Origin of the sequence: Stenotrophomonas sp. Iso1 (assembly GCF_027497995.1) — a bacterium.
Classification (GTDB): Bacteria; Pseudomonadota; Gammaproteobacteria; order Xanthomonadales; family Xanthomonadaceae; genus Stenotrophomonas.
This window is the reverse complement of sequence record NZ_JAODBT010000001.1, coordinates 676,747-702,991: the sequence shown is the minus strand read 5'-3', so window position 1 is coordinate 702,991 and position 26,245 is coordinate 676,747. Positions and strand designations below refer to the sequence as shown.

Annotated in this window: 21 protein-coding genes; 7 read left to right on the top strand and 14 right to left on the bottom strand. The window is 63.4% G+C overall.

What is annotated here, in order from left to right:
• Nucleotides 1-77: 77 nt before the first annotated feature.
• The 8 genes from PAN08_RS02825 to dinB form a co-directional block, all read right to left on the bottom strand.
• Entirely contained in the window at nt 78-848 is a 771-nt protein-coding gene (locus PAN08_RS02825; protein ID WP_269790036.1) for a heme ABC transporter ATP-binding protein, read from the bottom strand.
• Nucleotides 845-1,888, bottom strand: a complete 1,044-nt coding sequence (locus tag PAN08_RS02820; protein WP_269790035.1) for an iron ABC transporter permease — start codon at nt 1,886-1,888, stop codon at nt 845-847. The genes PAN08_RS02825 and PAN08_RS02820 overlap by 4 nt, the downstream gene beginning before the upstream one ends.
• Nucleotides 1,885-2,916, bottom strand: coding sequence for an ABC transporter substrate-binding protein (locus tag PAN08_RS02815; RefSeq protein ID WP_269790034.1), 1,032 nt, complete (start codon nt 2,914-2,916; stop codon nt 1,885-1,887). The genes PAN08_RS02820 and PAN08_RS02815 overlap by 4 nt, the downstream gene beginning before the upstream one ends.
• Before the next feature lie 139 nt (nt 2,917-3,055).
• Nucleotides 3,056-4,456 (bottom strand): ATP-binding protein, encoded by a 1,401-nt coding sequence (locus tag PAN08_RS02810; RefSeq protein ID WP_269790033.1) that lies wholly within the window; start codon nt 4,454-4,456, stop codon nt 3,056-3,058.
• A 129-nt stretch (nt 4,457-4,585) separates the two neighbouring features.
• Nucleotides 4,586-5,572, bottom strand: a complete 987-nt coding sequence (locus PAN08_RS02805) for an alpha/beta hydrolase-fold protein (RefSeq protein WP_269790032.1) — start codon at nt 5,570-5,572, stop codon at nt 4,586-4,588.
• Between the two features lie 13 nt (nt 5,573-5,585).
• Nucleotides 5,586-7,739: a TonB-dependent siderophore receptor gene (locus PAN08_RS02800; RefSeq protein WP_269791149.1), complete on the bottom strand. Its 2,154-nt coding sequence runs from the start codon at nt 7,737-7,739 to the stop codon at nt 5,586-5,588.
• Nucleotides 7,740-8,096: 357 nt separating this feature from the next.
• Nucleotides 8,097-8,744: a phosphoglycolate phosphatase gene (gph, locus tag PAN08_RS02795; RefSeq protein WP_269790031.1), complete on the bottom strand. Its 648-nt coding sequence runs from the start codon at nt 8,742-8,744 to the stop codon at nt 8,097-8,099.
• A gap of 137 nt (nt 8,745-8,881) precedes the next feature.
• Entirely contained in the window at nt 8,882-9,970 is a 1,089-nt protein-coding gene (gene dinB / locus PAN08_RS02790; protein ID WP_269790030.1) for a DNA polymerase IV, read from the bottom strand.
• Between the two features lie 211 nt (nt 9,971-10,181).
• On the opposite strand from dinB, the gene fabA reads away from it, so the two are divergent.
• The gene (gene fabA, locus PAN08_RS02785; protein ID WP_269791148.1) at nt 10,182-10,697 is read left to right on the top strand and encodes a 3-hydroxyacyl-[acyl-carrier-protein] dehydratase FabA; all 516 of its coding nucleotides are present in this window, start codon (nt 10,182-10,184) and stop codon (nt 10,695-10,697) included.
• The gene (fabB, locus tag PAN08_RS02780; RefSeq protein ID WP_269790029.1) at nt 10,697-11,905 is read left to right on the top strand and encodes a beta-ketoacyl-ACP synthase I; all 1,209 of its coding nucleotides are present in this window, start codon (nt 10,697-10,699) and stop codon (nt 11,903-11,905) included. Before fabA ends, fabB begins: the two co-directional genes overlap by 1 nt.
• A gap of 236 nt (nt 11,906-12,141) precedes the next feature.
• On the opposite strand, the gene PAN08_RS02775 is transcribed toward fabB, so the two are convergent.
• The 3 genes from PAN08_RS02775 to PAN08_RS02765 form a co-directional block, all read right to left on the bottom strand.
• On the bottom strand, nt 12,142-12,489 hold the full coding sequence (locus PAN08_RS02775; RefSeq protein ID WP_269790028.1) for an SH3 domain-containing protein: 348 nt from the start codon (nt 12,487-12,489) through the stop codon (nt 12,142-12,144).
• Between the two features lie 77 nt (nt 12,490-12,566).
• Complete coding sequence (locus PAN08_RS02770) at nt 12,567-14,594, bottom strand: M3 family metallopeptidase (protein WP_269790027.1); 2,028 nt, start codon at nt 14,592-14,594, stop codon at nt 12,567-12,569.
• A gap of 34 nt (nt 14,595-14,628) precedes the next feature.
• The gene (locus PAN08_RS02765) at nt 14,629-15,750 is read right to left on the bottom strand and encodes a PLP-dependent cysteine synthase family protein (RefSeq protein ID WP_269790026.1); all 1,122 of its coding nucleotides are present in this window, start codon (nt 15,748-15,750) and stop codon (nt 14,629-14,631) included.
• Between the two features lie 291 nt (nt 15,751-16,041).
• Here PAN08_RS02765 and PAN08_RS02760 point away from each other — a divergent pair, with 291 nt between their 5' ends.
• The 5 genes from PAN08_RS02760 to PAN08_RS02740 all read left to right on the top strand — a co-directional run bounded on the left by PAN08_RS02760 (nt 16,042) and on the right by PAN08_RS02740 (nt 20,419).
• Entirely contained in the window at nt 16,042-16,404 is a 363-nt protein-coding gene (locus PAN08_RS02760) for a CopL family metal-binding regulatory protein (RefSeq protein ID WP_269790025.1), read from the top strand.
• Nucleotides 16,405-16,528: 124 nt separating this feature from the next.
• Nucleotides 16,529-18,346 carry a copper resistance system multicopper oxidase gene (locus tag PAN08_RS02755; protein ID WP_269790024.1) on the top strand — a complete coding sequence of 606 codons (1,818 nt, stop codon included), beginning with the start codon at nt 16,529-16,531 and terminating at the stop codon, nt 18,344-18,346.
• Nucleotides 18,343-19,461: a copper resistance protein B gene (locus PAN08_RS02750; protein ID WP_269790023.1), complete on the top strand. Its 1,119-nt coding sequence runs from the start codon at nt 18,343-18,345 to the stop codon at nt 19,459-19,461. The genes PAN08_RS02755 and PAN08_RS02750 overlap by 4 nt, the downstream gene beginning before the upstream one ends.
• A 61-nt stretch (nt 19,462-19,522) precedes the next feature.
• Nucleotides 19,523-19,819 (top strand): EF-hand domain-containing protein, encoded by a 297-nt coding sequence (locus PAN08_RS02745; protein ID WP_269790022.1) that lies wholly within the window; start codon nt 19,523-19,525, stop codon nt 19,817-19,819.
• 57 nt (nt 19,820-19,876) lie between these two features.
• On the top strand, nt 19,877-20,419 hold the full coding sequence (locus PAN08_RS02740; protein ID WP_269790021.1) for a DUF411 domain-containing protein: 543 nt from the start codon (nt 19,877-19,879) through the stop codon (nt 20,417-20,419).
• A gap of 447 nt (nt 20,420-20,866) precedes the next feature.
• On the opposite strand, the gene PAN08_RS18040 is transcribed toward PAN08_RS02740, so the two are convergent.
• The 3 genes from PAN08_RS18040 to PAN08_RS02725 are packed head-to-tail and all read right to left on the bottom strand — an operon-like array spanning nt 20,867 to nt 26,151.
• Complete coding sequence (locus PAN08_RS18040; RefSeq protein ID WP_332840085.1) at nt 20,867-22,687, bottom strand: 2Fe-2S iron-sulfur cluster-binding protein; 1,821 nt, start codon at nt 22,685-22,687, stop codon at nt 20,867-20,869.
• The gene (locus PAN08_RS18035; RefSeq protein WP_332840084.1) at nt 22,684-23,376 is read right to left on the bottom strand and encodes a PepSY domain-containing protein; all 693 of its coding nucleotides are present in this window, start codon (nt 23,374-23,376) and stop codon (nt 22,684-22,686) included. Before PAN08_RS18035 ends, PAN08_RS18040 begins: the two co-directional genes overlap by 4 nt.
• Nucleotides 23,377-23,433: 57 nt before the next feature.
• Nucleotides 23,434-26,151, bottom strand: a complete 2,718-nt coding sequence (locus PAN08_RS02725) for a TonB-dependent receptor (protein WP_269790020.1) — start codon at nt 26,149-26,151, stop codon at nt 23,434-23,436.
• Between the last annotated feature and the right edge of the window lie 94 nt (nt 26,152-26,245).

Below are 26,245 nucleotides of genomic sequence, written 5' to 3'. Positions count from 1 at the left end.
AGAGCCCCGGTGTTCGCACCGGGGCTTTTTGTTTATGGTCACTGCCGGGCGAAAATCACCACAACCGTCGCTGCGGTTCATTCGTCGCAGGGCACCACCAGCGGCACGCCGCGCGTAGGGTGTTCGACCACCTGGACCGGTTGTGCGTACACCTGCGCGATGATTTCCCGGGTCAACACCTCACGCGGTGCGCCGTCGGCGGCGATGCGGCCTTCGCACAGCATCACGATGCGATCGGCATAGGCCGACGCCAGATTGAGGTCATGCAGTACCACCACGACGCAGCGGCCCTGTCGCGCGAGTTCGCGGGCGCCATGCAGCGTGCGCTCCTGGTGGCGCAGGTCGAGCGCGGCGGTGGGCTCGTCCAACAACAGTATCGGCGTGCGCTGGACCAGCGCGCGGGCCAGTGAGGTGCGCGCCGCTTCACCGCCGGACAGTGTCTGCACATCGCGTTCGGCCAGTGAACTGACATCCACCTCGGCCAGTGCGTCGTCAATGATGCGCGCGTCCTCCAGCGGATCTGGCGGGTGTGGCAAGCGGCCCATCGCCACCACCTCACGCACGCTGAAGGCAAAGTGCACGGCGTGGTCCTGCGCCATTACCGCACGCTGCAATGCCAACCCGCGTACCGGCCACTCGGCCAGCGCGCGACCTTGCAGCAACGCTTCGCCGCGATCTGGCTTGGCATCCCCCGCAAGCAGGGCCAACAGCGTGGATTTACCGGCGCCATTGGGGCCGACCAGCGCCGTCAGCGTGCCCGCCTGCAGACACAGGCTCACGCCGGCAAGCACCTGCCGATCACCACGCTGCACGCCGGCATTGCGCAGCTCCAACAAAGGCGCGCTCATGCCTGGCCCTTGCCGCGTTTACGCAGCACGAGCCAAAGAAAAAACGGTGCTCCCAACGCCGCGGAGAACAAGCCCAACGGAATTTCCGATGGGGGATCCAACGTGCGCGCAGCAGTGTCGGCCACGACGATCAACAGCGCACCGGCCACACCCGACAGCGGCAGCAGCCAGCGATGACCCGGGCCGGCCATCATCCGCACCAGATGCGGCACTACCAAGCCGACGAAGCTGACGCTGCCGGCAAATGCCACCGCCGCGCCTACCAACAGCGCGCTGAAGGCGACCAGCAGCAACCGCGTGCGCGCCACGTCCAATCCGATGTGCCGCGCCTGCCGTTCGCCCAGCGCGAGCATGTCCAGCGCGGTCGCCAGACGAATCAGCGCCAACAGACCAATGACGAACACCGGCGCCACGGTTACCACGTCGCTCCAGCTGGCCTGGGCCAGCGAGCCCATCTGCCAGAACACCAGCGACTGCAGTTCGCTCTCACTGGCGATGTAGGTCAAAAAACCCACCGCCGCAGAACAGCCCGCACCAATGGCGATACCGACCAGCAGCAACGTCGCCGTGCCCTCGCCGCGCCCCGGCCGCGCGAGCAGATAGATCAACGTGGTGGCACCGGCGCCGCCCGCAAAGGCAGCCAGCGGAATCAACCACACCCCCAGCGCACCCGCGCCGAGCACGATAGCCGCGACCGCGCCCAGTGCTGCGCCCTGGCTGACACCCACGATGCCGGGGTCGGCCAACGGGTTTCCGAACAAACCCTGCAAGGCCACACCGGCCATCGCCAGTGATGCCCCGACCAAGGCACCAAGCAGCGCGCGCGGGATGCGCAGTTGCCAGATCACCCCCATATCGCGGGCACTGACTGATTGTGGATCGGCCAATCCAAACCTGGCCGAGATGGCCTGCAGTACATCGCCTGGCGGCAGCTTCAACGGCCCGGTGCCGAAGGACAGCACCACCGCGCCCAGCAACACCGCCAGTAGCACCCATAACAACAGCGCGCCGTTGGGCCGCCGCACTTGCCCGTGCCTCATCCGCGCGACAGTTCCGCCAGGGCCTGCGCCAGGGCCAGCGCACCGGCGCCGGAACCGACGCTGGTGGATTTCAACGCGATATCAGGCATCACCCACACGCGATTGGCAGCACCGGCAGGCGTGTGTTTGAGCGTCGGATATGCCTTCCACAAACCCGCTTCACCACCAAACAGACGCAGATCGTTGTCGGTCACCAGAATCACCTCCGGTGCCGCTGCCACCACGCCTTCATTGCTGAGTTGCGAATAGTTGGCCACGCCGGCTTCCTCGCCGATGTTGATGCCACCGGCAATCGTGATCAGTTGATTGGCGGCGCTGTCGGCACCGGCAACGGTCGGCAGGCCACCGGCACCACTGGCCGACAACGCAATCACGCGCAGACGTCTGGTGTTGCTGCTGGCGATGGCTGCGGCTTGATCGAGCTGCGCCTGCACCTTGCCGGCCAGCTCCCGGCCCTGCTGCGGCAGGCCGAGCGCGTCGGCCACCTTGCGCACCTTGTCTGCCGGCGCCTGTAGATCATCAATCACCACGGCGGCATGACCGGTCGCGCGCAGGCGTTCAGCCAGCACTGCATGGCGACGCAGGCTGTTGCCGAGGAACACGCTGCCTCCCAGGCTCAGCACGCCTTCCACACCCGTGGTGCGGTTGAACAGGAAGTGCTTCTCCGCTGCCCTGCCCGCCGCCGTTGCCGAACGCTCCGGCGCCGCGTAGACATTGCCGCCCAGGCCGAGGGCTTCAATCACCGCAATCACATCATCGCCACCGGCAACGATACGACCGATGTCGGTGATGCTGACCTCCACGCCATCGTCTGAATGCAGCTGCGCCGGTAACTGCGGCGTGGCCGCTGCACTACGTGGCACATCCTGCCCGGCCACGCGCCTCCACCCCTGCGGCAATGTCTGGGTATCGGCACTGGCGGCCACCTCGGCTTTCTCGGCCGCAGCGGCGTCGGGCGGCGCGCGATCACAACCGGCGATCAGCGCGGCCAGCAACAGGCCTGTTGGCACTACACCTCGGGTCTTCATTCTCGTTTCCTCGACGGTTCTGCTGGCCCGCGCGTTCAATCACCGCACTAGCCAAGCCTTCATGACAGTGCGGGAGATGCCGTGCCCGGCACCTCCCGCATGCGTACTGCATTGCCGCACGTGATGCGCAGCGATCGACTCAGCGCTGCTGCGGCACGAAGCGTGTGATGCGGTCGCCCTTGGCATCGTCCTCGCCACGCGACTTATTGACTGCAAACATCACCGTCGCCGGCCCCTTGCTGACATGGTTCGGGTAGGTGCCACCATCGAGGTTGGCAACGAGGTTGCCGCTCTCGTCCACCACCGTCACGGTGCCGGCAGCGCGGTTGCTCACGTAGGCCAGCCGCGTGCTCGGGCTGTAAGACACATTCAGCGCGCCCGCTCCGACATACACGTCGTGCTCCACCTTGCCGCTGACAGGATCGACGATGAGCAGGTTGTCACTGCCCTGCGACACCACCAGCAGGCGCTTGGCCACCGGATTCCAGGCCACCCCGATGGCATCGCGTGCGCCGGCCAGCGGGAAGACCTTTTCCACCTTGCCGCTGGCGCCGTCAATGATGGCCGCTTCGGCCACCCCCAGGCTCACGGTATAGACCTTGCCGGTGGCCGGGTCGATATCCAGGCTGGTGGGGGTGAAGGTCTCGCCGCGCTTGCTGGAAGCGATGGTGATGTTGTCCAGCTGCTGCAACGTGCGCGTGTCGAACACGCTGATGAAATCCGCGCCGGTAGCCGAGACATAGGCGCGGTTGCGCTGTGCATCCACCACCACGTCACGCGCATGCGACACCGCGCCTACCGGGAATTGCTTGACCAACGCCAGATCCGACTGGCGGTACACCGCCACGGTGTCCTGACGGGTATTCGTCACCCAGACCGTACCGTTGCCATCGTCCACACCCACGCCGTACACCGCGAACAGGTTGCCGTCATTGCCGGGTGCCGCCTGCGGTGAAACCCTGGCGACGATCTGCAACGTTTCCGGGTCAACCTTGAGCAGTTCAGACTGCTTCACCGGCGGGCGGCCCACCGCGCTGGTCACGAACGCGGCTTTGCTGGCCGGGCTGTAAGCCACCTGGTACAACCCTTGCGCAAGCTTGTTGCTGACCGCCTGGATGCGCTCCTGGCCGGACAACGGCACTTCGCGCGACACCTGCAAGGCAAACACCGTCGCTGCATCCGGGCCGGCAGCACGCACCACGATGGGCTGCGAACCGGCAACGGCGTCTGCGGGAATCGCCAACGTGCCAGTGAACTTTCCTTCGCCATCGGCGACATAAGGTTGCGGATTGAGCACGGTGTCACCGCGCTGCAGCGTCACCTTCTGGCCCGGCGTAAATCCCTTGCCTTCAATGCCGGTCTCGCTGCCCGGCAGCACCATCGGTGCGGTAGCCCTGATGCTCCCGCTGAAACCGGTATCCGGCTGCGCAAAAACCTGCGCGCCAGCCACGCCAGTGGCCAGTAGCAAAGCCAATCCCAGCAGAGAAGGACGCGCTGCGCGTGCAGCGTGCGAACGAGCGTGGAAGCAAATCTGTGCCATGGGGCAATACCTCTTGGGTTGCTGCACGCGGCATCGCGTGCGACGGGTTTTTGCCTGGGCGATCACGCTACCTGGGTAATGATTTAGTGGCGAACCGATGCACTGCGTGCCGGCGCGAGGCCGACTACCTCATGGACGCGGTTCACCACTTCGGTCACGCACACCTGCAATTTCATGCAGGGCGCGCATCAATGACGCACGGAACATCGGGCCGTGGCCCAATCCTTCAAACTGGTGATATTCCACGTCAAGCCCGGGCACCTGACGTAGACGTTCGGCCACCTGCACGCTGGCATCGGACGGGGCGCCGGACACGCGCTTCAGGTGTGCCAGAACGCGCGGGTTACTCATGTCGCGATTGCTGACGTCGCGGTCGCGTTCACCGCCGCCCAGCATCACCAGCACACGCGCACGGTGGCCAGCGTTGTTGGCCGTGAACTGCCGTTCGGGTTCACCCAGCATCACACCTTGCTTCCACCACAACGACGGGCTGGCCGGCACGTAGGTCTGGAATGCACCGCTGCGCGTGTACAGCGCATGCAGCACAAACAGCCCCCCTAGCGAATGGCCCCACAACGCCTGCTGATCGGCATCAACGGCCACCCGTCGTGCCAGCTGCGGCCGGATGCGGCGCTCCAGTACTTCCAGGAGTGCATCCGCACCGCCGCCCACGGCAATGCCGCCGCCTTCCGGTTCGTCCGCCGTCGGCGTGTAGTCGCGGGTACGGGCGGGCGAATCGATGCGCTGCTGATTGTCGTAACCGACAAACACCAGCACCGTGGGCCGCTTGCTCGCCAGTTCTTCCAACAGCGGCACGTCGAACTCCATCAACGCACCATTACCGTCGAGCATCCACAACGCCGGGAATCCTGCGGCCGGCGCAACACCGGCGGGAATACCCACATTGACCCGCCACGTGCGTTGGCCGTCATCGCTGTGCACCACAAACCGCTCGAAGCGGTAATGCGGCGAACCGGTATCGGCCACGGTCTGGCCGATGAGTTGGGCCGGGTTGCGCTGCTGCGCCATCGCCATCGGCGAGACCACACACGCCAACAGCAACACCGCCAGTAGCGCGGGCAGGGAATGGAAGTGTGTGCGTGTGTGGTTGTTCATCGCGGCGCCGGGATCAGAAGCCAACGGTCAGGTTCACCCAGTAACTGCGACCGGGCTCGTTGTAGGTATCAGCGCCCGCACCGGTGGCACTGGTGCTGGTGGTGCCTTCGCGGAACAGGCGTTTGTCGAACAGGTTGTTGATGCCTGCTCCCACGCGCACCTTCGGCGTGATCCGGTACTGCCCGCCCAGGCTCCACAGGTCATAGGCCGCACGCGTATCGGGCGGCAGCACCGCGCCAGTGGTGCTCGACTGCGTGGCCGACGCCTGCTTGCCGTAGAACGTACCCGTCAGCATGAAAGACAACTGCGCGTTGACCTGCCAATCGAGGAAGGTGTTCACCGTGTACTCGGGAATGATCGACAACGGCTGGTCGGTGATCTTGTCGACGTTCTCGATCATCCAGGTGGCGTTGGTATTCCACGACAGCACATCACCACCGCCGAGCAGCGGCACCTTCAGGTTGCCTTCCACACCGCGAATGAGGGCGTCCGGCGAGTTGCTCCACTGGAACACTTGGCCCTGGGTGTCGTTGGTCACGCCAATGCGTTCCTGGCCGGCAACGATTTTGTCCTTGTAGTCGTTGTGGAAATACGTAACCGAGGCATGCCAGCCGTTGTCCGGCGCCCACTCGATGCCGATTTCCTTGTTGATGCTGGTTTCCGGATCAAGCTCGGCATTGCCCATCACATAGCAACCCGAGCCCATGTTCGGGCTCAACACCGGGCAACCATTGCCGCGCGTGTAGTACAGGTAATCCGGGTTGGCCTGATACAGGTTCGGAGCCTTGAATGCGCGCGCGATGCCGCCCTTGATCGCCCAATCCTGGGCCAGCTTGAACTGCACGTTGAGGCTGGGGCTGACGTTGTTGCCGAACTGCGAGTGATGGTCCAAGCGCACGCCCGGCGTCACCGTCCAGCGGTCACCGATGTAGAGATTGTCTTCCACGAACACCGCCGCGAACTGCTGGTCGGTTTTGCCGCTGCGGTTGCCGGCGTAGCCAGGAATGCCACCACCGCTGCTCGAACTCTGCGTGACCGAATACGGGTCATCCAGCTTCATGTCGCGGTACTCAAAGCCCAGCGTCGCCACCTGCTCAATACCGCCCCAGTTCAACGGCACGTTGATCTCGCCGTCCACACGCGTCGACGTCAGCTCGGAGGTGGAGAACGTCGCACCCTCGTTGATCGAACCTTCCGGGCCACCGGCCAGCCCTTCGTTGAGGCGCGTGTTGTCGGTGTCTTCATAGGCAGCAGTGATGCGCGAGGTACCCCAGTCGTAGCTGCCGCGATGGGTCAGGCCGAAGGAGCGTCGCAGCATGACGTTGGTCTCGGCACCGAACAGATCATTCAAACGCTGGAAACCGTCGCCGCTGACGCCACGTTCGCCGGAATAGATGTTGCCCTGACGGCTGACGCTGGCATCCAATTCGAGCACATGGTTATCGTTGATGTCGTAACGCAGCAGGCCGCTGATATCACGGTTGCGCACGCCTTCGCGGCCCGCCGGCGGGGTGACGCCCGTGGCGAAATCCTGGTTGAGTTCCAGCGCGTCGGGATCGGTCTTGTTGACGTTGCCGAACAAGCGGAACGAGAGCTGATCGCTCAACGGGCCCGACAGCTGGAAACCAACGCGCTCGCTGTCACCTTCGGCGCTGTGCTCGGCTTGACTGCCGTACAGCGTGACCGAGCCGGTCAGATCGCCGGTCGGCTTCTTGGTGATGATGTTGACCACCCCACCGGATGCACCGGAGCCATAGCGTGCCGCAGCCGGGCCGCGCAGTACTTCGATGCGCTCCACGGCTTCGGCCGGCACCCAATTGCTGTCGCCGCGACTGTTGCGTTCACCACTGCGGCCCATGCGCACGGAATCACGTGAACTCACGGGGCGCCCGTCGATGAGGATCAACGTGTTCTCCGGGCCCATGCCGCGAATGTCGATCTGGCGGAAATTGCCATAGGCACCTGACGCGGTATTACCGGTGAGGTTGATACCCGGCATGCGGCGGATGATTTCGGACAGATCATTGGCCGGCGGCATGCGCTCCAAGTCCACCGAGGTGATGACTGACGTACCCAATGCCTGCCGTGCGATCTGCTCTGCGGTGACGTGCACCGTGTCGATGTCGGTGGCATCCGGCGCGCCTTCGGCGGCAGCGGGGCCAGCCATCAACGCGGACAGCGCCAGCGCAACGGCAAGGGGACGACGACGGAACAAGGGAGCACGCGCGGACAACCGCGACGAAGAACGACGGGACATGGGGGAAAGCCTCTCGACAGTGGGAGTGCGAACCTCTGGCGACGGCGTGAGGCACGGCAGGTATCGAATTGCAGCTGCCGGAACAAAGACACCTGGCGGCTGCGTGATGGCCGCCATTCTACATCAAATGAGAATGATTATTACTCACCTTAAATTGCGACCAGATGTCGCACGCAGCTCGGCACTGCCATTAACGCGGTGCCGCGCTCCGCTAAGGCATTACTGATGGAGCCAATGCCGAGCATGGCTCGGCACTACCTGCCTGCCTTAGATAATCTGCAACAACGCGGGCATGTCCTCGATCACCGCCACCGCATCGGCAGCATCTAGATCCAGATCGCGCGTGTAGCCGTAGCGCACCAGCACGATGGGCATGCCGGCGTTGTTGGCGGCGTGCAGATCGGTAGCCGAATCACCCACCATCACGCACTCCTGCACCGACTGCTCCAACAGCATGGCAACGTGCTGCAGCGGCTCCGGCGCCGGCTTGCGCTGAGGCAATGAGTCGCCGCCGATGATGTGCGCGAAAAACGGGGCGATACCCAGATGCGTCAACAAGGGCGGCACCAAGGCCGCCGGTTTGTTGGTGCAGATCGCCATCGGCAAGCCGCGTGACTGCAATGCTTGCAGCGTTTCGATCACGCCGTCATACAGGCGCGGACTGCGCAGCAGGCATTCGTTGTAATGACGCATGAAACCCGGCATTACATCGTCCAGCGCGTGATCACTGCCAGCATCACGCAAGGCCGTGGTGACGAGCTTGCGCACACCTTCGCCGATCCAACTGCGCACCGTGGCTTCGCTCACACGCGGCAGAGACAGATCTTCCAGCGTGCGGTTCACCGCTTCGGCGATATCACCGGCACTGTCCACCAGCGTGCCGTCCAGATCGAAAACCACTGCCGAAGTCACCACGTACACACACTCCACCAAGGAAAGCAGCCCATTGTAACGGCGCGTTGCGGCGCAGCCCCAAGCCCTCTTCCCAGAACCTCCATCCGATAAGGGAAGAGAGGCTTCAAGTACCGAGCGGCCTACCTACACGGAACATTTCAGTCATCGACCTGCACATCCCGAAACAAATCCCCCTGCACCACCGTATCTTCGCGATCCCGGAAACCCGACAAGCCCACTCCCACCAAGCGATACAAGGTTTCCGCCGGCAACTGCACGCGCTGGCACAGGGCCAGGGCGATATCGCGCAGTTCCTCGACCGAGGTGGGTGGGGTGTCCGGGGTGAAGCTGCGGGTCAGGATGCGGAACTGTGCGGTCTTGAGCTTGAGTACCACCGTGTGCCCTACCCGTTCGGTACGACCGGTGGCACGCCAGGTCTTTTCAGCCAACTGCGTGATCACTTCATCGAACGTGCCCAGCGGTATGTCCTCGGCAAACGTGTCTTCCGACGAGATCGACTGCACCGGCTGGTCCGGCTCCACCGGCCGCTCGTCGATGCCACGCGCACGACGGTACAAACTGCCGCCGAAACTCCCGAACAAGGCTTCCAACTGCTCCAGCGGCAGCTCGCGCAGGTCACCGACGGTGGCGATGCTCAACGCCGACAACTTGCCCGCCATCACCTTGCCCACGCCCGGTATGCGGCCGACCGGCAGTGGCGTCAGGAACTGCTCGATGCGCGAGGGCGGCACCACGAACTGACCATCGGGCTTGCGCCAGTCCGAGGCGACCTTGGCCAGGAACTTGTTCGGGGCAATGCCGGCCGAAGCGGTGAGCCCGGTGACTTCGCGGATCTGCGCGCGAATGGTGCGGGCGATCTCGGTGGCAATGCCGCCGCAGGTCGGTGACGCGGTGACGTCCAGGTAGGCCTCGTCCAGCGACAGCGGCTCCACCAGCGGGGTGTGCTGCAGGAAGATTTCCCGGATCTGCCGTGACACCGCTTTATAGCGGGCGAAGTCCGGCGGCACGAACACCGCGTCCGGGCACAGCCGCTCGGCCCGCATTGCCGGCATCGCCGAGCGCACCCCGTAAGTGCGGGCCTCATAGGAGGCCGCGCAGACCACCGATCGGGCACCCTTCCAGGCCACCACCACCGGCCGTCCGCGCAAATTGGGGTCATCGCGCTGCTCCACCGACGCGTAGAAGGCGTCCATGTCGACATGGATGATCTTGCGAAGCTGGGTCACGACAACAGTCCGAAACGGTCGTCAACATGATAGCTGTTGTCGTTAAATGCACACTTGTCCTCACAATTGTGCAATTCAAAATCGTCGATAACAGCCCCCGAACGGCTGCTAACTGCGTCGAACATACGCAACCGTCCAGTTAAAACATTTGATTGAACGCAGGTGCTGACGCATGCTCGCAGGCTCGTTCCTGGCTTTGGATTACCCCCGGATGACCCGTCTGCATACGTTCTCGCGTGACCAGTTGCTGGCCAGTGCGCGCGGCGAACTCTTCGGCCCCAACAAGGGCCGCCTGCCCAACGACCCCATGCTGATGTTCGACCGCATCACCGATATCCGTGAGGACGGTGGCGCGCACGGCAAGGGCCTGATCCGGGCGGAACTCGACATCAAACCGGACCTGTGGTTCTTCGGTTGCCACTTCATTGGTGACCCGGTGATGCCCGGTTGCCTGGGGTTGGATGCCATGTGGCAGCTGACTGGCTTCTTCCTCACCTGGCTGGGCGCCGAAGGCCGTGGCCGCGCTCTGGGCTGCGGTGAGGTCAAATTCACTGGCCAGGTGCTGCCCAGCGCCAAGCTGGTGCAGTACGAAATCGATGTCTCGCGCGTCATCAACCGCAAGCTGGTGATGGCACAGACCGACGCCCGCATGCTGGTGGACGGCCGTGAGATCTACTCTGCCAAGGACCTGCGCGTGGGTCTGTTCACTTCAACCGAGAGCTTCTGATGCGTCGTGTCGTCATTACCGGCATGGGCATCACGTCCTGCCTTGGCAACGATCTGGATACCGTTTCCAGCGCCCTGCGTGATGGCCGTCCCGGCATCGTCGCAGCCCCGGACCATGCCGAAGCCGGCCTGCGCAGCCAAGTGGCCGGCAGGGTCGAGCTGGACATGGAGGCCCAGGTGGACCGCAAGCTCAAGCGTTTCATGAGCGATGCGGCTGCCTACAGCTATGTGGCCATGCGTGACGCCATCGCCGATGCCGGCCTGGAAGATGCGCAGGTCAGCAACCCGCGCACCGGCTTGATCGCTGGCTCCGGCGGCGGTTCCAGCGAATGGCAGGTGGAAGCGGCCGATCTGCTGCGCAACCGTGGCGTGCGCAAAGTGGGCCCGTACATGGTGCCGCGCACGATGTGCTCGACCGTGTCGGCCAACCTCGCCACGGCATTCAGCATCAAGGGCCTGAGCTACTCGCTGTCGGCTGCATGTGCCACCTCGGCGCATTGCATCGGTGCGGCGGCGGACCTGATCCGTCACGGCGCGCAGGACGTCATGTTCGCCGGTGGCGGTGAAGATCTGCATTGGTCGATGAGCGTGATGTTCGACGCGATGGGCGCCCTGTCCACCAGCTTCAACGAAACCCCGGCACAGGCGTCGCGCCCGTATGACGCCAATCGTGATGGCTTCGTCATCGCAGGCGGTGGCGGCATCCTGGTGCTGGAGGATTACGACCACGCCGTGGCACGCGGCGCGAAGATCTATGCCGAGCTGGTCGGTTACGGCGTCACCTCCGACGGTGCCGACATGGTCGCTCCGTCCGGCGAAGGCGCCGTGCGCTGCATGAAAATGGCCATGGCTACCGTTGATCGCCCGATCGATTACCTCAACACCCACGGCACCTCGACGCCGCTGGGCGACGTCACCGAGCTGGGCGCGGTGCGCGCCGTGTTCGGCGACGCCGTGCCGCCGCTGTCTTCGACCAAGGCGCTGTCCGGCCACTCGCTGGGTGCTGCCAGCGTGCATGAGGCGATCTTCTGCCTGCTGATGATGCGCGACGGCTTCATGGCCGGCTCGGCCAACATCGAAACGCTGGACGAGCGCGCCGAAGGCTTCCCGATCCTGCGCCAGACGCAGGAAGCCAAGCTGGATACAGTGATGTCCAACAGCTTTGGTTTCGGCGGCACCAACGCCACGCTGATCTTCGGCCGGGTGTAATGCCCGGGCAGGTTTGATGCAAAGAAAACAGCCGCGAAAGCGGCTGTTTTTTTATCTGCACGTGACGAAGCGTTGGATGCCACGCAGAAACGGGGGCAGCCACGAAGCACACAAAGGCTGCAATCCCGGAAACATCTGTAGCGGCACGCCCCCAATCGCCGTTGCGCTGGTGGCTTCATGCCGGCGCTGTTCCTGCCGAACCTCAAGGCGCCGGCATTTCATCGCAACCTATGGACTCAACCGCCTGGTTGAGCCGTCTCGATCACCACGCCAAGCTCCCTGCCGGCTTCAGCCAGCTTGACCCGCTTGCCGTCACTCTTGGCGATCAGATAACTGGCGGCCACCCAACCACTCTTGCCGCCGGCACGCACGTTGCACCACTGCAGGTCATCCAGGCAGCGCTGCACTTCCACTGTGGTACCCACCGGCAACACGGCCAGGCGCTCGGCACGTTGATCCGGCGCACTGCGCAGGTTCAAACCGTTGCTGACCTGAGCGGCGGGCTCGTTGATACGGGGCTGGAACCACAGAACCGCACCAATGATGGCCGCGCACGCTGCTATGCGGGTGATAAGCCGGGGCATGGGATCAAAACTTGAAAAATCGTTCCCTAGCTTGACCCTCAACCACCCGGCTTACCAGCCCCGCGCGCCGCTCGCGTTCAGGCGGCCATGCCGTTATGGCGCAGCAAGGCGTCGATCTGCGGATCACGACCTCGGAACGCACGGAAATTCTCTGCGGCACTGCGACTGCCGCCGCGCGACAGTACTTCTGCACGGAACCGCGCACCGGTCGCTTCCACCTGCTCCGGCGCTTCCTCGAACGCCGCATAAGCGTCCGCGCTCAGCACTTCAGCCCATTTGTAGCTGTAGTAACCCGCCGCATAACCACCGGCAAAAATGTGGCTGAACTGGTTGGGGAAACGGTTCCAATCCGGCGGGACGTTCACTGCAACTTCGTCACGCACACGCTCCAGCACCTGCAGAACGCCTCCCTGCTCCGGCTGATACTGGCTATGCAGCAGCATGTCGAACAAGCCGAACTCCAACTGACGCACGGTAAACATGCCGCTTTGGTAATTCTTCGCCGCCAGCATCTTGTCGAACAGCGGGCGCGGCAACGGCCCACCGGTGCTCACATGCGCGGTCATCGCCTGCACCTGGTCCCATTCCCAGCAGAAGTTCTCCATGAACTGGCTGGGCAGCTCCACCGCATCCCATTCCACGCCGTTGATGCCGGCGACCGCCAGCTCACCGATGCGGGTCAGCAATTGATGCAGGCCGTGGCCCATCTCGTGGAACAGGGTGGTGACTTCGTCATGACTGAACGTGGCCGGCTTGCCATCGCTGCCACGGCCGAAGTTGCAGACCAGGTAGACCAATGGCGTCTGCACACCTGCAGCGGTGACGCGACGATTGCGGCAGTCGTCCATCCACGCGCCGCCACGCTTGCCTTCGCGTGCATAGAGATCCAGGTAGAACTGGCCGACCAGCGTGCCATCGGCGTCCACCAGCCGATAGAAACGCACATCCTCGTGCCACACCGGCGCACTGTCGGGCTGCACGTTCAAACCGTATAGGCGCTCGATCACACCAAACAACCCGGCGAGCACCTTCGGTTCGGTGAAGTACTGCTTCACCTCCTGCTCGGAATAGCTGTAGCGCGCCTGCTTGAGCTTCTCGCCGGCGTACGAGAGATCCCACGCCTGCAGATCTTCCAGGCCCAACTCGTCGCGCGCATAAGCTTCCAGTTCGACGCGATCACGCTGCGCGTAGGGCTTGGCGCGTGCGGCCAGATCACGCAGAAAACCCAGCACCTGCGGCGCGTCGGCGGCCATCTTGGTGGCGATGGAATACTCGGCGTAATTCTCGAAGCCCAGCAGTGCTGCCAACGCGTTGCGCACAGCAAGAATGCGGTCGATGTTGCCGCTGTTATCCAGCGCGGCATCACCGAACTCGGAGGCACGTATGGCGTTGGCGCGATAGAGCTGCTCGCGCAACGTGCGGTTGTCAGCGTAGGTGAGCACCGGCAGATAACACGGCATCTGCAGGGTCAGCTTCCAGCCTTCGCGCTCCTCTTTCTGTGCTGCGGCACGGGCGTTGGCGATGACGTCAACCGGCAAGCCCGACAGTTCACTTTCGCTGTCCACGTACAGCGCGAAGGCATCCGTGGCATCGAGCACGTTCTGCGAGAATTTTGCCTGCAGGCCGGACAGCTCTTCCTGCAGCTGCGCGAAACGGGCTTTGTCGGCATCGTTCAACTCGGCGCCACCCAAGCGGAAATCACGCAGCGCATTGGCCAACACTTTGCCGCGTGCTTCGTCGTAAGCCTTGGCTTCGTCCGAGGCAGCCAACGCCTTGTACTGCGCATACAGCGCCGGGTTCTGCGCAACCGCGCTGCCGAAGCGGCTGATCCTTGGCAAGTTCGCGTTGTAGACCTCACGCAGTTCCGGCGTGTTGACTACCGACTGCAGATGCGACACCTGCCCCCATGCGCGGTACAGGCGTTCGGTGGCGTCATCCAGTGGCGTCACGAAGCTGTCCCAGCGGATGGGCGCCACGGTCTGGGCCACTTTCACCGCCGCTTCGGCCTCGGCCAGCAGGGCGTCGATGGCGGGGGTGACGTGCTCCGGGCCAATGCCGTCAAAACGCGGCAGGCCGGAGAAATCGAGCAGGGGATTGGTGTTCATCGTTGTCCTGAAAACAGCGCCAGCACGGCTGGCATCACGACTGATATGGCGACGCTTCCAGCCACGCACAAGGCAGCGCCAGCGTGCCCTGCCCCGCTACGGCGGCGGCAATGACGGCATCGGCGTTGACCACGTCAATGCCCTGCCGCTCGTACCAGCTGGGGTCGTAGTAGCTGTGCGCATAGCGGTCGCCCGAGTCGCACAGAATGGTGACGATGGAGCCACTACGCCCGGCATCACGCATCTGCTGGGCGGCGTACAGCACGCCGATGAAATTGGTGCCTGTGGACCCGCCGACGCGGCGGCCGAGGGTGGCGCTGACGTGTCGCATCGCCGCCAGGCTCAGCGCATCGGGCACCTTGACCATGGCATCGACGCTGGTCGGAATGAAACTGCGCTCCACACGCGGGCGACCGATGCCTTCCACACGCGAGCCGCCTTCGCAGGTCATGTCGCGCCAATCGTTGCCGGCCAGTGCCGCGCAGTAACCGTCGTAGAACACCGACACTTCCGGATCAGCGCACAGAATCAACGTGTCATGGCGGCGGTAGCTGACGTAGCGACCCAGCGTGGCAGCGGTGCCGCCGGTGCCCGGGCTGCAGACCACCCAGTCCGGCACCGGATGCGGCTCCTCAGCCATCTGTTTGAAGATGGACTCGGCAATGTTGTTGTTGGCACGCCAGTCGGTAGCACGCTCGGCATAGGTGAACTGGTCCATGAAATGGCCACCGGTTTCACTCGCCAGCCGCTCCGACTCGCCGTTCAGATCACAGGCGCGCTGCACCAGATGGCAACGGCCACCGTGGAACTCGATGGCGGCGATTTTCTCCGGTGAGGTGCTGGCTGGCATCACTGCGATGAACGGCAAGCCCAGCAATCGCGCGAAGTAGGCCTCGGACACGGCGGTGGATCCGCTGGACGCCTCAATCACCGGGCCGCCTTCGCGCAACCAGCCATTGGCCAGCGCGTACAGGAACAACGAGCGCGCCAGACGGTGCTTGAGGCTACCGGTTGGATGGCTGGACTCGTCCTTGAAGTACAGGTCGATGCCGGGGAAGCCCGGTAAGTCCATCGGAATCAGGTGGGTGTCGGCCGAACGGTTGAAATCAGCCTCGATCTTGCGGATGGCTGCCGCCACCCATGCACGCTGGGACATGGAATGCCACTTCAATGAAGACTGGTGTGGATTCTACTGGGTGGGGGATTTTGGCGTTGGGACCGGCGTGTCCTGCTGGGGTTCCGGAGCGGTGCCGTTCAAACCACGGCGATTACCCGACACGCGTCGGTTGAATGCCCCCTTGCACGGAAATAGTGCTTGTCACGATCACCGGACAGACATCGGAGCTTCAAACCTTCCCACCCTTGCAACCATAAAAAGCAACAAACCGTTCAGTTCTTCCCCTACCCGGGAATGATATGGTTCAGGTCTGTTTATGGACGTCCCTCTGTGCCGCGCATTCTGTTGCCCCTGCTGCTGTGCCTGTCCCTGATCGCTGGTGCGGTCGGGTCGGTATGGTCTGCGACGGTAATGGCGATGCCGATGCAGACCATGGCCATGGAGGCCAACGACAGCGCGCACGACTGCTGCCACGAAACGGCCAGCATGCAGTGCGACGCGGACAGTGCTGACAAGGCGCCTTCAAGCTGTGCCGACGGCAACCACTGCGACTGCAAACAGCACTGCAACATGCTGCCTGCCACCGCGATGACCCGCCTGGGCACAACGCGCCATACGCTCGCGCCAATACCGCCGGTGCCATCGCACGATGATGTGGCACCCGGCCAGCTCAACCGGCCTCCCATCGCCTGATCTCCCGCGGCGCGTCCACGCGCCGCTCAGATGCCTGCGCCTTTGCTTTGCCAAGGTGCTTCCTTGATCTGTTCAGGACATGCCGCGACCTATCGTGTCGCCGGTGCATGACCGGGAGTTCCACATGTCATCCGATTTCCTTTCCGACTCGCGCTCGGCGCTGTCGCGACGACGCTTCGTGCAGGGCCTTGCCCTGGGCGGTGTCGTCGCCGGTGCCGGGCTGGGGCGCATCCCCAGCGCCTTCGCTTCCACCAGCGCCGCCATGGCGGTGCCGGCCACCGAGTTGCGTGGCACTGATCTGAGCCTTGCCATCGGCCGTTCAGCGGTCAATTTCACTGGCCGCACGCGCGGCGCCATCACCGTCAACGGCTCGTTGCCGGCGCCCATCCTGCGCCTGCGCGAAGGCGACATGGTCAACCTGCGTGTGGCCAACACGCTCACCGATGAAATCACCTCCATCCATTGGCACGGCATTCTGTTGCCGGCCAACATGGACGGCGTGCCGGGCCTGAGCTTCAACGGCATTGCACCGGGCGAGGCCTACCAGTACCGCTTCCAGCTCAAGCAATCGGGCACTTACTGGTACCACAGCCATTCGTTGTTCCAGGAACAAGCCGGCCTGTACGGCGCGCTGATCGTGGACCCGCTGGCGCCGCCGCCGTACCACTTTGATCGCGAGCACGTTGTCATGCTCTCGGACTGGACGGATATGGACGTCAACGCCCTGCACCGGCGGATGAAGAAAATGCCGATGCACGACAATACCTACCAGCGCACGGTGGGTGATTTCCTGCGTGATGCACGCAACGACGGCCTACGCGAGACGTTGTCGGACCGTGGCATGTGGGGCCGGATGCGGATGACGCCTTCGGACATCTCCGATATCAACGCCCACACCTACACGTACCTGATGAACGGTACCGCGCCGGCCGGCAACTGGACCGGGCTGTTCCGCAGCGGCGAGAAGGTGCTGCTGCGCTTCATCAATGGTGCGTCGATGACGTACTTCGACGTGCGCATTCCCGGCCTGAAGATGACCGTAGTGGCTGCCGACGGCCAGTACATCCATCCGGTCAGCATCGACGAGTTCCGCATTGCACCGGCTGAAACCTTCGACGTGATCGTCGAGCCCACCGGCCAGGATGCATTCACCCTGTTCGCACAGGACATGGGCCGCACCGGTTACGCCTGCGGCACGCTGGCGGTACGGCATGGCCTGCAGGCACCGATTCCGTCACTCGATCCGCGTCCGCTGCTGACCATGAGCGACATGGGCCACGACATGGGCAGCCATGGCGGTCACGCCGGGATGGAAGGCGGCTGTGGCGCCAACATGGGCAAGGGCATGGAGGGTGGCTGTGGTGCGTCCATGAGCCAGGATGCGCATGCCGGCCACGGTACGGCGGCGGGTGACAAAACACCGAAGCACAAGCCGAGCGAAACCGGCAATCCGCTGGTGGACATGCAGACCTCGGCCACCGAACCCAAGCTGGATGATGCCGGCATCGGCCTGCGTGGCAACGGCCGCAACGTGCTGACGTATGGAGCGATGCGCTCGCTGTTCGACGACCCGGATGGACGCCAGCCGGGCCGTGAGATCGAGCTGCACCTGACCGGGCATATGGAAAAATTCGCCTGGAACTTCGACGGCATTCCGTTTGGCGGGGCCGAGCCGATCCGCCTGAACTATGGCGAACGCATGCGCATCGTGCTGGTCAACGACACGATGATGCAGCACCCCATCCATCTGCATGGCGTGTGGAGCGACCTGGAAGATGCCAACGGCGAGTTCCAGCTGCGCAAGCACACCATCGACATGCCGCCCGGCACACGCCGCACGTATCGCGTGCGCGCCGATGCGCTCGGCCGCTGGGCCTTCCACTGCCACCTGCTCTATCACATGGAAGCGGGAATGATGCGCGAAGTGAGGATCGACGCATGAAGACGATCTCCCACACGCTGCTGTTCATCGCGCTGGCGGCCAGCGGCACCGCATTCGCGCAGGACCCGCATGCCGGACATGGTGCACCGGTCAAGCCTGCAGTTGATCCGCATGCCGGCCACGTCATGCCCAAGACCAAACCCGCTGCACAGACGCATGACGCGCACGCAGGTCATGCACTGCCGGCTCCTGCGAAGGACGACCCGCACGCGGGCCACGACATGAAGGCCATGGATCACAGTCCCCATGGCGCGAATCCGCACGTCGGTCATGTCATGCCGGCACCGGCGAAAGATGATCCGCATGCCGGCCACGATATGTCGACCATGGATCACAGTGCACACGGCACCGACCCGCATGCCGGTCACGTCATGCCTGCAAAGGCAGCCAGTGAGACGCCGCGCGAGCCGATCCCGACGCCGACCGCCGAAGACTTCGCCGCCGCGTTCCCCGTATTGAAGCCGCATGCGATGGAGCACGCACCGTCGTTCAACAGCCTGGTGGTGTTCGACCACCTGGAAGCGTGGGACAACGACCACGGCAGCGGGCAGGCATGGGGTATCGACGCCTGGTTTGGCAACGACATCGACCGACTGTGGGTGCGCAGCGAAGGCAGCCGCAGTGACAGCAAACTTGGCGACTGGTCGGTGGATGCGCTGTACGGACGTTCGATCACGCCGTGGTGGGATGTTGTCGGCGGCGTGCGGCATGACAACAGCCGCCAAACGCCTGATCTCACCCGCGCCGCCATCGGCTTCCAGGGCATGTCGCCGTACAAGTTCGAGGTATCGGCCATGGCCTATCTCGGCGGCACGCGCAAAGCGGAGTTGGCGTTTGAAGTCGAGTACGACGTGCTGTTGACCAACCGATTGATCCTGCAACCGGTGGTTGAAGCTAGCATCTCCGCCGATGACGATCCGCGGCGCGGCGTGGGCAGTGGTCTGGGTCATGTCGAGACCGGACTGCGCCTGCGCTACGAAATCACCCGGCGTTTCGCACCGTATGTCGGCTTCCTGTACGAACGCAAGTTCGGCCGCACGGCCGACTTGCACCGCGATGCGGGCGAAGGCGTGAGTGATTCACGCTGGGTGGCCGGCCTGCGTTTCTGGTTCTGATCCTGCAAGGCGACACGCCAACCGGTGAGCCGCCCATTCTCATTCGAATACGGAGAACTACATGAAAATTCTGCACACCCTGCTGCTTGGCGCCGCTGCTGCTTTCGTACCGGTCGCACTGGCCAATGCCCAACACGCCGGCCATGGCGCACATGACCACAGCGCACACGCGACCAAGCCTGCTGCCACCGACAGCGATGCCACATTCAAGCGATTGGATGCCAACAACGATGGCTTCGTTACCCGCCAGGAACTGCCTGCCAAGCATGCACTGCTGCCCCACTTCGACATGAGCGATGCCAACCGCGACGGAAAACTCGATCTCAATGAGTTCAAGCGCGGCATCTCCATGCTCTGACCTCTCCCGTCGCGCCGTGATGACCCCGGCGCGACACTCTGCAAGGAATCAAACATCATGAAAATTCCATCGAAGGTGTCTTTCTACGGCCTGGCATTGGCGGGTAGCACGCTACTGATCAGCGCCTGCAACGCAACGCCAGCCACATCGGCTGTGGTTGCCACTGCCAGCGCAACGACTTCCGCAGTAGCGGAGGTTGCAGCAGCGGCAGCGAAACACACCCTGCCCTTGGTGAAGGTTTACAAAGACCCCAACTGCGGTTGCTGTGGTGGCTGGGCCGAACACATGCAGGCGGCCGGTTTCCCGGTGCAGATCAACGACACCACGGACATGGGGGCAGTGAAGCAGCGCCTGCAGATCAGCGACAGCATGATGTCCTGCCACACTGCGGAGATCGATGGCTATGTAGTTGAAGGCCACGTGCCGGTAGCCGCCATCCAGAAGCTGTTGGCCGAGCGACCGAAGGCACGCGGCCTGGTACTGCCGGGCATGCCGGTCGGTTCACCGGGCATGGAATCGCCGGATGGCTACAGCCAACCCTTCACTGTCTCGCTGCTTGGCGAAGATGGCAGCCTGAGTGAGTTCTCGAAGCACGAGTGAAGCAAGCGCCGCAAGCGATCTCGCAGGTGTAGCCCCTCTCCCGTCTACGGGAGAGGGGTTGGGGTAAGCGCGCCCTTGAAGCAGAAAATCCAAAGCCCCCTCATCCGCCCTTCGGGCACCTTCTCCCGCTCACGGGAGAAGGGATGCATGCACCACGAGTTGCCTGGCATCCCTAGCCCTTCTCCCGCTCACGGGAGAAGGGATGCATGCACCACGAGCTGCCTAGAAATCCTAGCCCCTCTCCCGCGTGCGGGAGAGGGGTTGGGGTGAGGGCGCCCTTGAAGCAGACAAACCAAAGCCCCCTCATCCGCCCTTCGGGCACCTTCTCCCGCTCACGGGAGAAGGGATGCATACACCACGCGTTGCCGAGCATTCCTAGCCCCTCTCCCGCGTGCGGGAGAGGGGTTGGGGTGAGGGCCGCTTCAAACACACAATCCCAAACACCCCTTAGATCTTGAAATCGTCGTAAGCGATCCTCGCTTCATCGACGCCCAAGGTGCGCAGCAACTGCCGCGTCGCTGCCAGCATCGCCGGTGGTCCACACAGATAGAACTCGCAACCACCAAGATCCGGATGCTGTCGCAACAGATCCTCATGTATCGCGTCATGCACACGACGTGGCGAACCACCCTCGGCGCCACCCGACCACACTGGGTGCCAACTGAAGTTGGAATACTGGCCCGCCAGTGCCTGCATCTGCGCTGCATACGGACAATCGCGCGCACTACGCGCGCCATACCAGTAGTGGATACGCTCACCACCGCCCTCTTCCAGCCGTTGTTGGATCATCGCCCGCAACGGTGCCATGCCGGCTCCGGCACCAATGAATACCTTCTCGCGCTCGACGCCGCTCAAAGCGAAATCACCAAATGGCCCGCTGTAGCGCACCCGATCGCCTTCGCGCAGGGTGTACAGATACGTTGAGCCCTTGCCCGGCGGATGCCGCTTGCTCTCCTGCCAGCCTGGGCTGAAGCGCGCCAGCAACACCAACTGACCTTCGGCCGCACTGACCGGCATCGCCAGCGAGTACGAACGACGCACTGCCGCCTTGTTCTGCAACGTCGTCGGCAGTGGCAACGGCTTCCAGTCATCGCGATGATCGTCCGGATGCCATAACGCACTGCGCGGCAACTGGTACTCGGGCACATGCAGCTGCAGATAGCAGCCCGGCTGGAACTGGGCATCGGCCGCATGTTCCGGCTGCAGATGGATCTCGCGCAGGAACGGCGTCACCGCTTCCACCTTCACCACCGTGGCCCAATGTTCGGTCCACAGACTGGCACCACCGGCCACTTCGATTTCCAGATCTTCGTCCACCGGCAAGTTACAGGCCAGACGACAACCTACCTTCAACTTTGCCTCTGCCAGGTGCGAGCGATCCGCCGCAGTTGCCTTGCCTGCGCCGCCACGCACACGCACCTCGCACAGGCCGCAACTTTGCCCGCCTCCGCAGTTGGACGGCAGGTTCACACCTTCGCGTGCCAGCGCCACATAGACACTGTCACCGTTGGCAGCCGTCACCGTTCGCAGGTGCGCACCACCGGGGGCGAACACCATCAACTGGCGCTCCCGGCGCCAGCGGCGTGGGATGAACTCCTGCAGATGGAAGCTGGTCACCAGCAGCCAGAAACCGGTCAGCGCCAACCACAGGCCACCGATACCCATGCCCACTACCAGCGGATTGTTGAAGTTTGCCCGCTCGCTGTAATCCATGATGTGCAACATCCAGAAGATGTCGAACAGCCGCCACGTCGCGTTGCGGTGTTCCATCACCTGGCCGCTGTGCGCGGACACGTAAATCGTGCTGTCCTGCGCATCGCTGAAATCCACGCGCCACACAGGGTCCGGATTGGCCCGCGTTTCCAGCGTCTTCTTCAGATACTGCGGAGCCGCTGGCACGCCGCCACCGCGATACGCGGCCTGCGCAACGCGCAACGCCAATGCGGCGTTGACATCAATGCGGTGACCATTTCGCGCATCAATCACCTCGGTGCCTTCCGGCGACTGCAGGCGATAAACCGGGTTTTGCAGCAGCCAGCCGCTATCCAACGTTGCTGCTGGGTGCTTGGCCGCGCGCAGCGCCTGAGCGGGCGAAACCGTATCCGCCGGCCATGCGGGCACGTCCATTTCCGGTGCGCGCTGCGCGCTGCCTTCAATCTTGGCCGGGTCCAGCAGGCTCATCATCAAGCCACTGCCCAGCCAAACAACGAACTGCAGGCCGATCAGCAGGCCCACCCATTTGTGCAGGCGTCGCATCCAGGGCGTCATGCGGGCCTCCGCTTGCCGAAGCTGTAAAACAGCAACCAGATGCCGCTCAATGCGAAGCCAAGGCCAACCACCGATGCCACACGCAACAAGGTGTTGTTGACGTCACTGCGGTTCTCGTAATCCATGATGTGGAACATCCACAGGAAATCGAACCAGCGCCACAAACTGTGGCGACGCGCGAGCAGCTCGCCATTGTCGGGCGACAGGTACAACGTGGTGTCACCGCTGTCAGCAAAATGCACGGCCCACATCGGCACGGGGCGGGTCTTCACTTCAGACGGCGCGCGGGTAATCCACTCCACCCGTGTCACTTCGCCTTTCCCCTGATACAGCGACTTCGCCAACGCAATGGCCGCATCACGGTCCAGCGGCGGCACACGCTCGCCGCTGGCCGCATCCACCAAAAACTTGCCGCCTCCCTGCTGCACTTCGTACACCTCACGGTCCAGCACATGCTTGAGCCGGAACGACTGCAACTGCGGGTAACGCGCCACCAGCACATCGGCGCCGACGCGCGCCGTCTGCGGTGGCAGCGGGTCACCGTGCACATGCGCCAGATGGTCGCCATGGATGACGTCCAGCGGCACCACGGTCATGTACACACCACTGAGCATCCACAACAGCGCCTGCACGCCGATGATCAGGCCGATCCATTTGTGGGCGCGGCGCGCCCAGAAAGCGGGTTTCATCTACATCATCCTCAGTCTGCGATGCGCCCCGCCGTTTATGCGACGGGGCGCCTGCGGTCACCAGCGATAGCCGATGCGTGCGTACCAACGGCGACCCAGCAGGTCATACGTCATGGTGTCGGTGTTGGCATCGGTGTAGCTCTGGATGAAGGGCGCCTTCTTGTTGAAGACGTTGTCCAGGCCCAGCGAAACATCCAGCGCCTTGCTCACGGCGTACTTGAGTTGCAGGTTGTGATAGAACACCGACGGCGCATGGTCACCAATATCACCGCGCGTCGCGTTGATGTCATCGGTGCGACCGATGTACTGCGTGGACCACGTGCCCGACCACTTGTCGCGTGCCGCGTTCACTGCCACCAGGCCACGCCACTTGGCATAACTGCCTCGGCCACCGGTGATCTTGCCCGCATACTCGATGACCTCCGCACCGTCGTACGGACGCACGTCATAGCGCTGCAAGTAGGACACGTCAGCACTGACGCTGGCATCGAACCCCGCCATCTCGAACTCATACAGCGCGCCCAGATCGACACCACTGACCCGCTCGTTGGCCGCATTCACTGGCTGCGAGGACAGATAATCCACTTCGCCGGTACGCGGGTTGCGGGTGAAGTTGCTGGCATCGCAGAACGGGTGCGCCAACCCCGGCGTGTTGTAGCAGATGGCCAGCTTGGTGGAGCCGGCAATGCGCTGGATCGCGTTCTTGATGCGGATGTTGTAGTAGTCCAGCGTCAGCGTCAGGCCGGAAGCAAACGCCGGTGTCCATACCGCGCCAGCGGTGAACGAGGTGGCGTCTTCCGGCTTCAGATCCGCATTGCCACCGGACGTGGTGAGGATGCTGTTGCCCGGCTGCACATACCCTGCCGGCACGCCATATGCCTGGCAGTTGCCACGCACCACCGAATCCGCAGGCAGGCTGCTCCAGTTGCTGCACGGGTCGGTGGTGGTCAAATTGCCTTCGGCCACACCGCCAAACAGTTCCGGAATGTTGGGGATGCGGAACGCAGTGGCGTAGGTGCTGCGCAACTTCAACGATTCGTTGACCTGCCAATCCAGGCCCACCTTGTAGTTGTAGTCGCGCCCGAACAGATCGTAGTCAGACGCGCGCCCCGCCAGGTTGAGGTACAGCGAGTCGGCGATGACGCTGTCCTGCAGCAGGGGGATTGCCAGTTCGGCGAACACTTCCTTGGCGGTGTACTCCCCGTGGATCGGATCCTGCTGATTGGTGTTGCCGATGCCCAGCACGGTGAGCGGATCCGGATCGCGCCAGCCACGCTCCTTGCGTACCTCCACACCGGCCGCAAAGCCCACCCAACCGGCCGGCAGCTCAAAAATCTGGCCACTGAGGTTGGCAGTGAAGCTCTTCTGCTCGTTGCCACCCGTGTCGCGCGAATTGAACAGAATGTAGTCCAGCACTTCCTGGCTCAGGTCGCCGTAGCCCAGGTAATCACCGCACGGAATCGCAGCACCCGGAACGGGACTGCAGACGCGGCGATCGAGCGTCTGCTCGACGCGGTCCAGATTGGCAACGTTGTCCGAAGCGTCCACGCCGGTGTTGCGGCCCCAGTTGAACGCGGCCGACCAATCCCAACTGGTGCCGAGCTGTCCCTTCAAACCGGCAACCACGCGATAGGTGTCGGTTTCCTGCGAGAAGTGACGCGGGCCGGCTTCTTCCAGACGTCGGCGTTGCAGCAGCAGATCCTGGCCGGTGGGGTTGGTCGGATGATCAGCGGCAATGTTGATGGGCCGGTATACGCCCAACGCGCCGGACGTCGCCAACTGCTTTGATTGGCGGTTGGTGAACATCATCTCCACGAACGCGGTGGTGGTGTCATTGATCTGACTGTCGCCAAACACGCTGAAGCTCAAGCGTTCAATCGGGTTGACCGCGTTGAGCGTGTGGTTGCCGTTGTAGTTGTGCTTGGCCGCCGAGTACGGTTCGTAGAAATCACCGTTGCCACCCAGCACCTGGTTGAAATTGACGCGGCTGCCATCGGCCAACAATGCGCGGCCGCCCACCGTGGTGGAGCTACCCGAACACACCAGCTTGCCGTCCGATTCGATCAGGCCACACGGCGCGCGCGTCGCCATGTTCACCGAGCCGCCGTCGTAATAATTGATTGCCGTCATCAGCGAGCCACGCTCGCCGGTGATGCCCCAGCTGAAATCGATGGATTTCTCTTCGCCATCGCCTTCGGCAGTCTGCCCATAGCGCACCGCTACGTCGGCGCCATCAAAGCCCTGCTTGGTGATGATGTTGACCACGCCGGCCACCGCATCGGCGCCGTAGATGGCCGAGGCGCCATCCTTCAACACTTCCACGCGCTCGATCAGCGACACCGGAATCACATTCAGATCGACCGAACTGTTTGCACCGGTACCGCCGTTGACGATACGGCGGCCATTGAGCAGTACCAAGGTGCGGTTGGCACCCAGTCCACGCAGGTTGACCTGGGTGGTGCCGTAGCCGTTCTCGGCCCAGTAGGCGTTGCTCTGGCTGCCGGCAAACCCGGCGGAAGCCGGCAGCCGCTGCAGCAGCGTTTCCACCGACGTTGCGCCGGAGCGCTCGATGGCTTCGGCATCCACCACGCTTACCGGACCGACACCGGACAACTGCGCGCGTTTGATGTGACTGCCGGTGACCTGCACGGCATCAAGCGTGCGTGCGTTCTCCGGCTGGCTTGGATTCTCTTGTGCGTGCGCGGCCTGGCTGGTGACGACCACACACAACACGCTGCCAATGGCCACGGCCAAGGCATGGGACTTCAAATACATTTCTCTCTCCCGCTGGGTAAACCTGTCTCTGGGTGATGTCCGCGGGCACAAAAGGCGCACACGGAGGCACTGCAACGTCCTGATGACGCAGGGA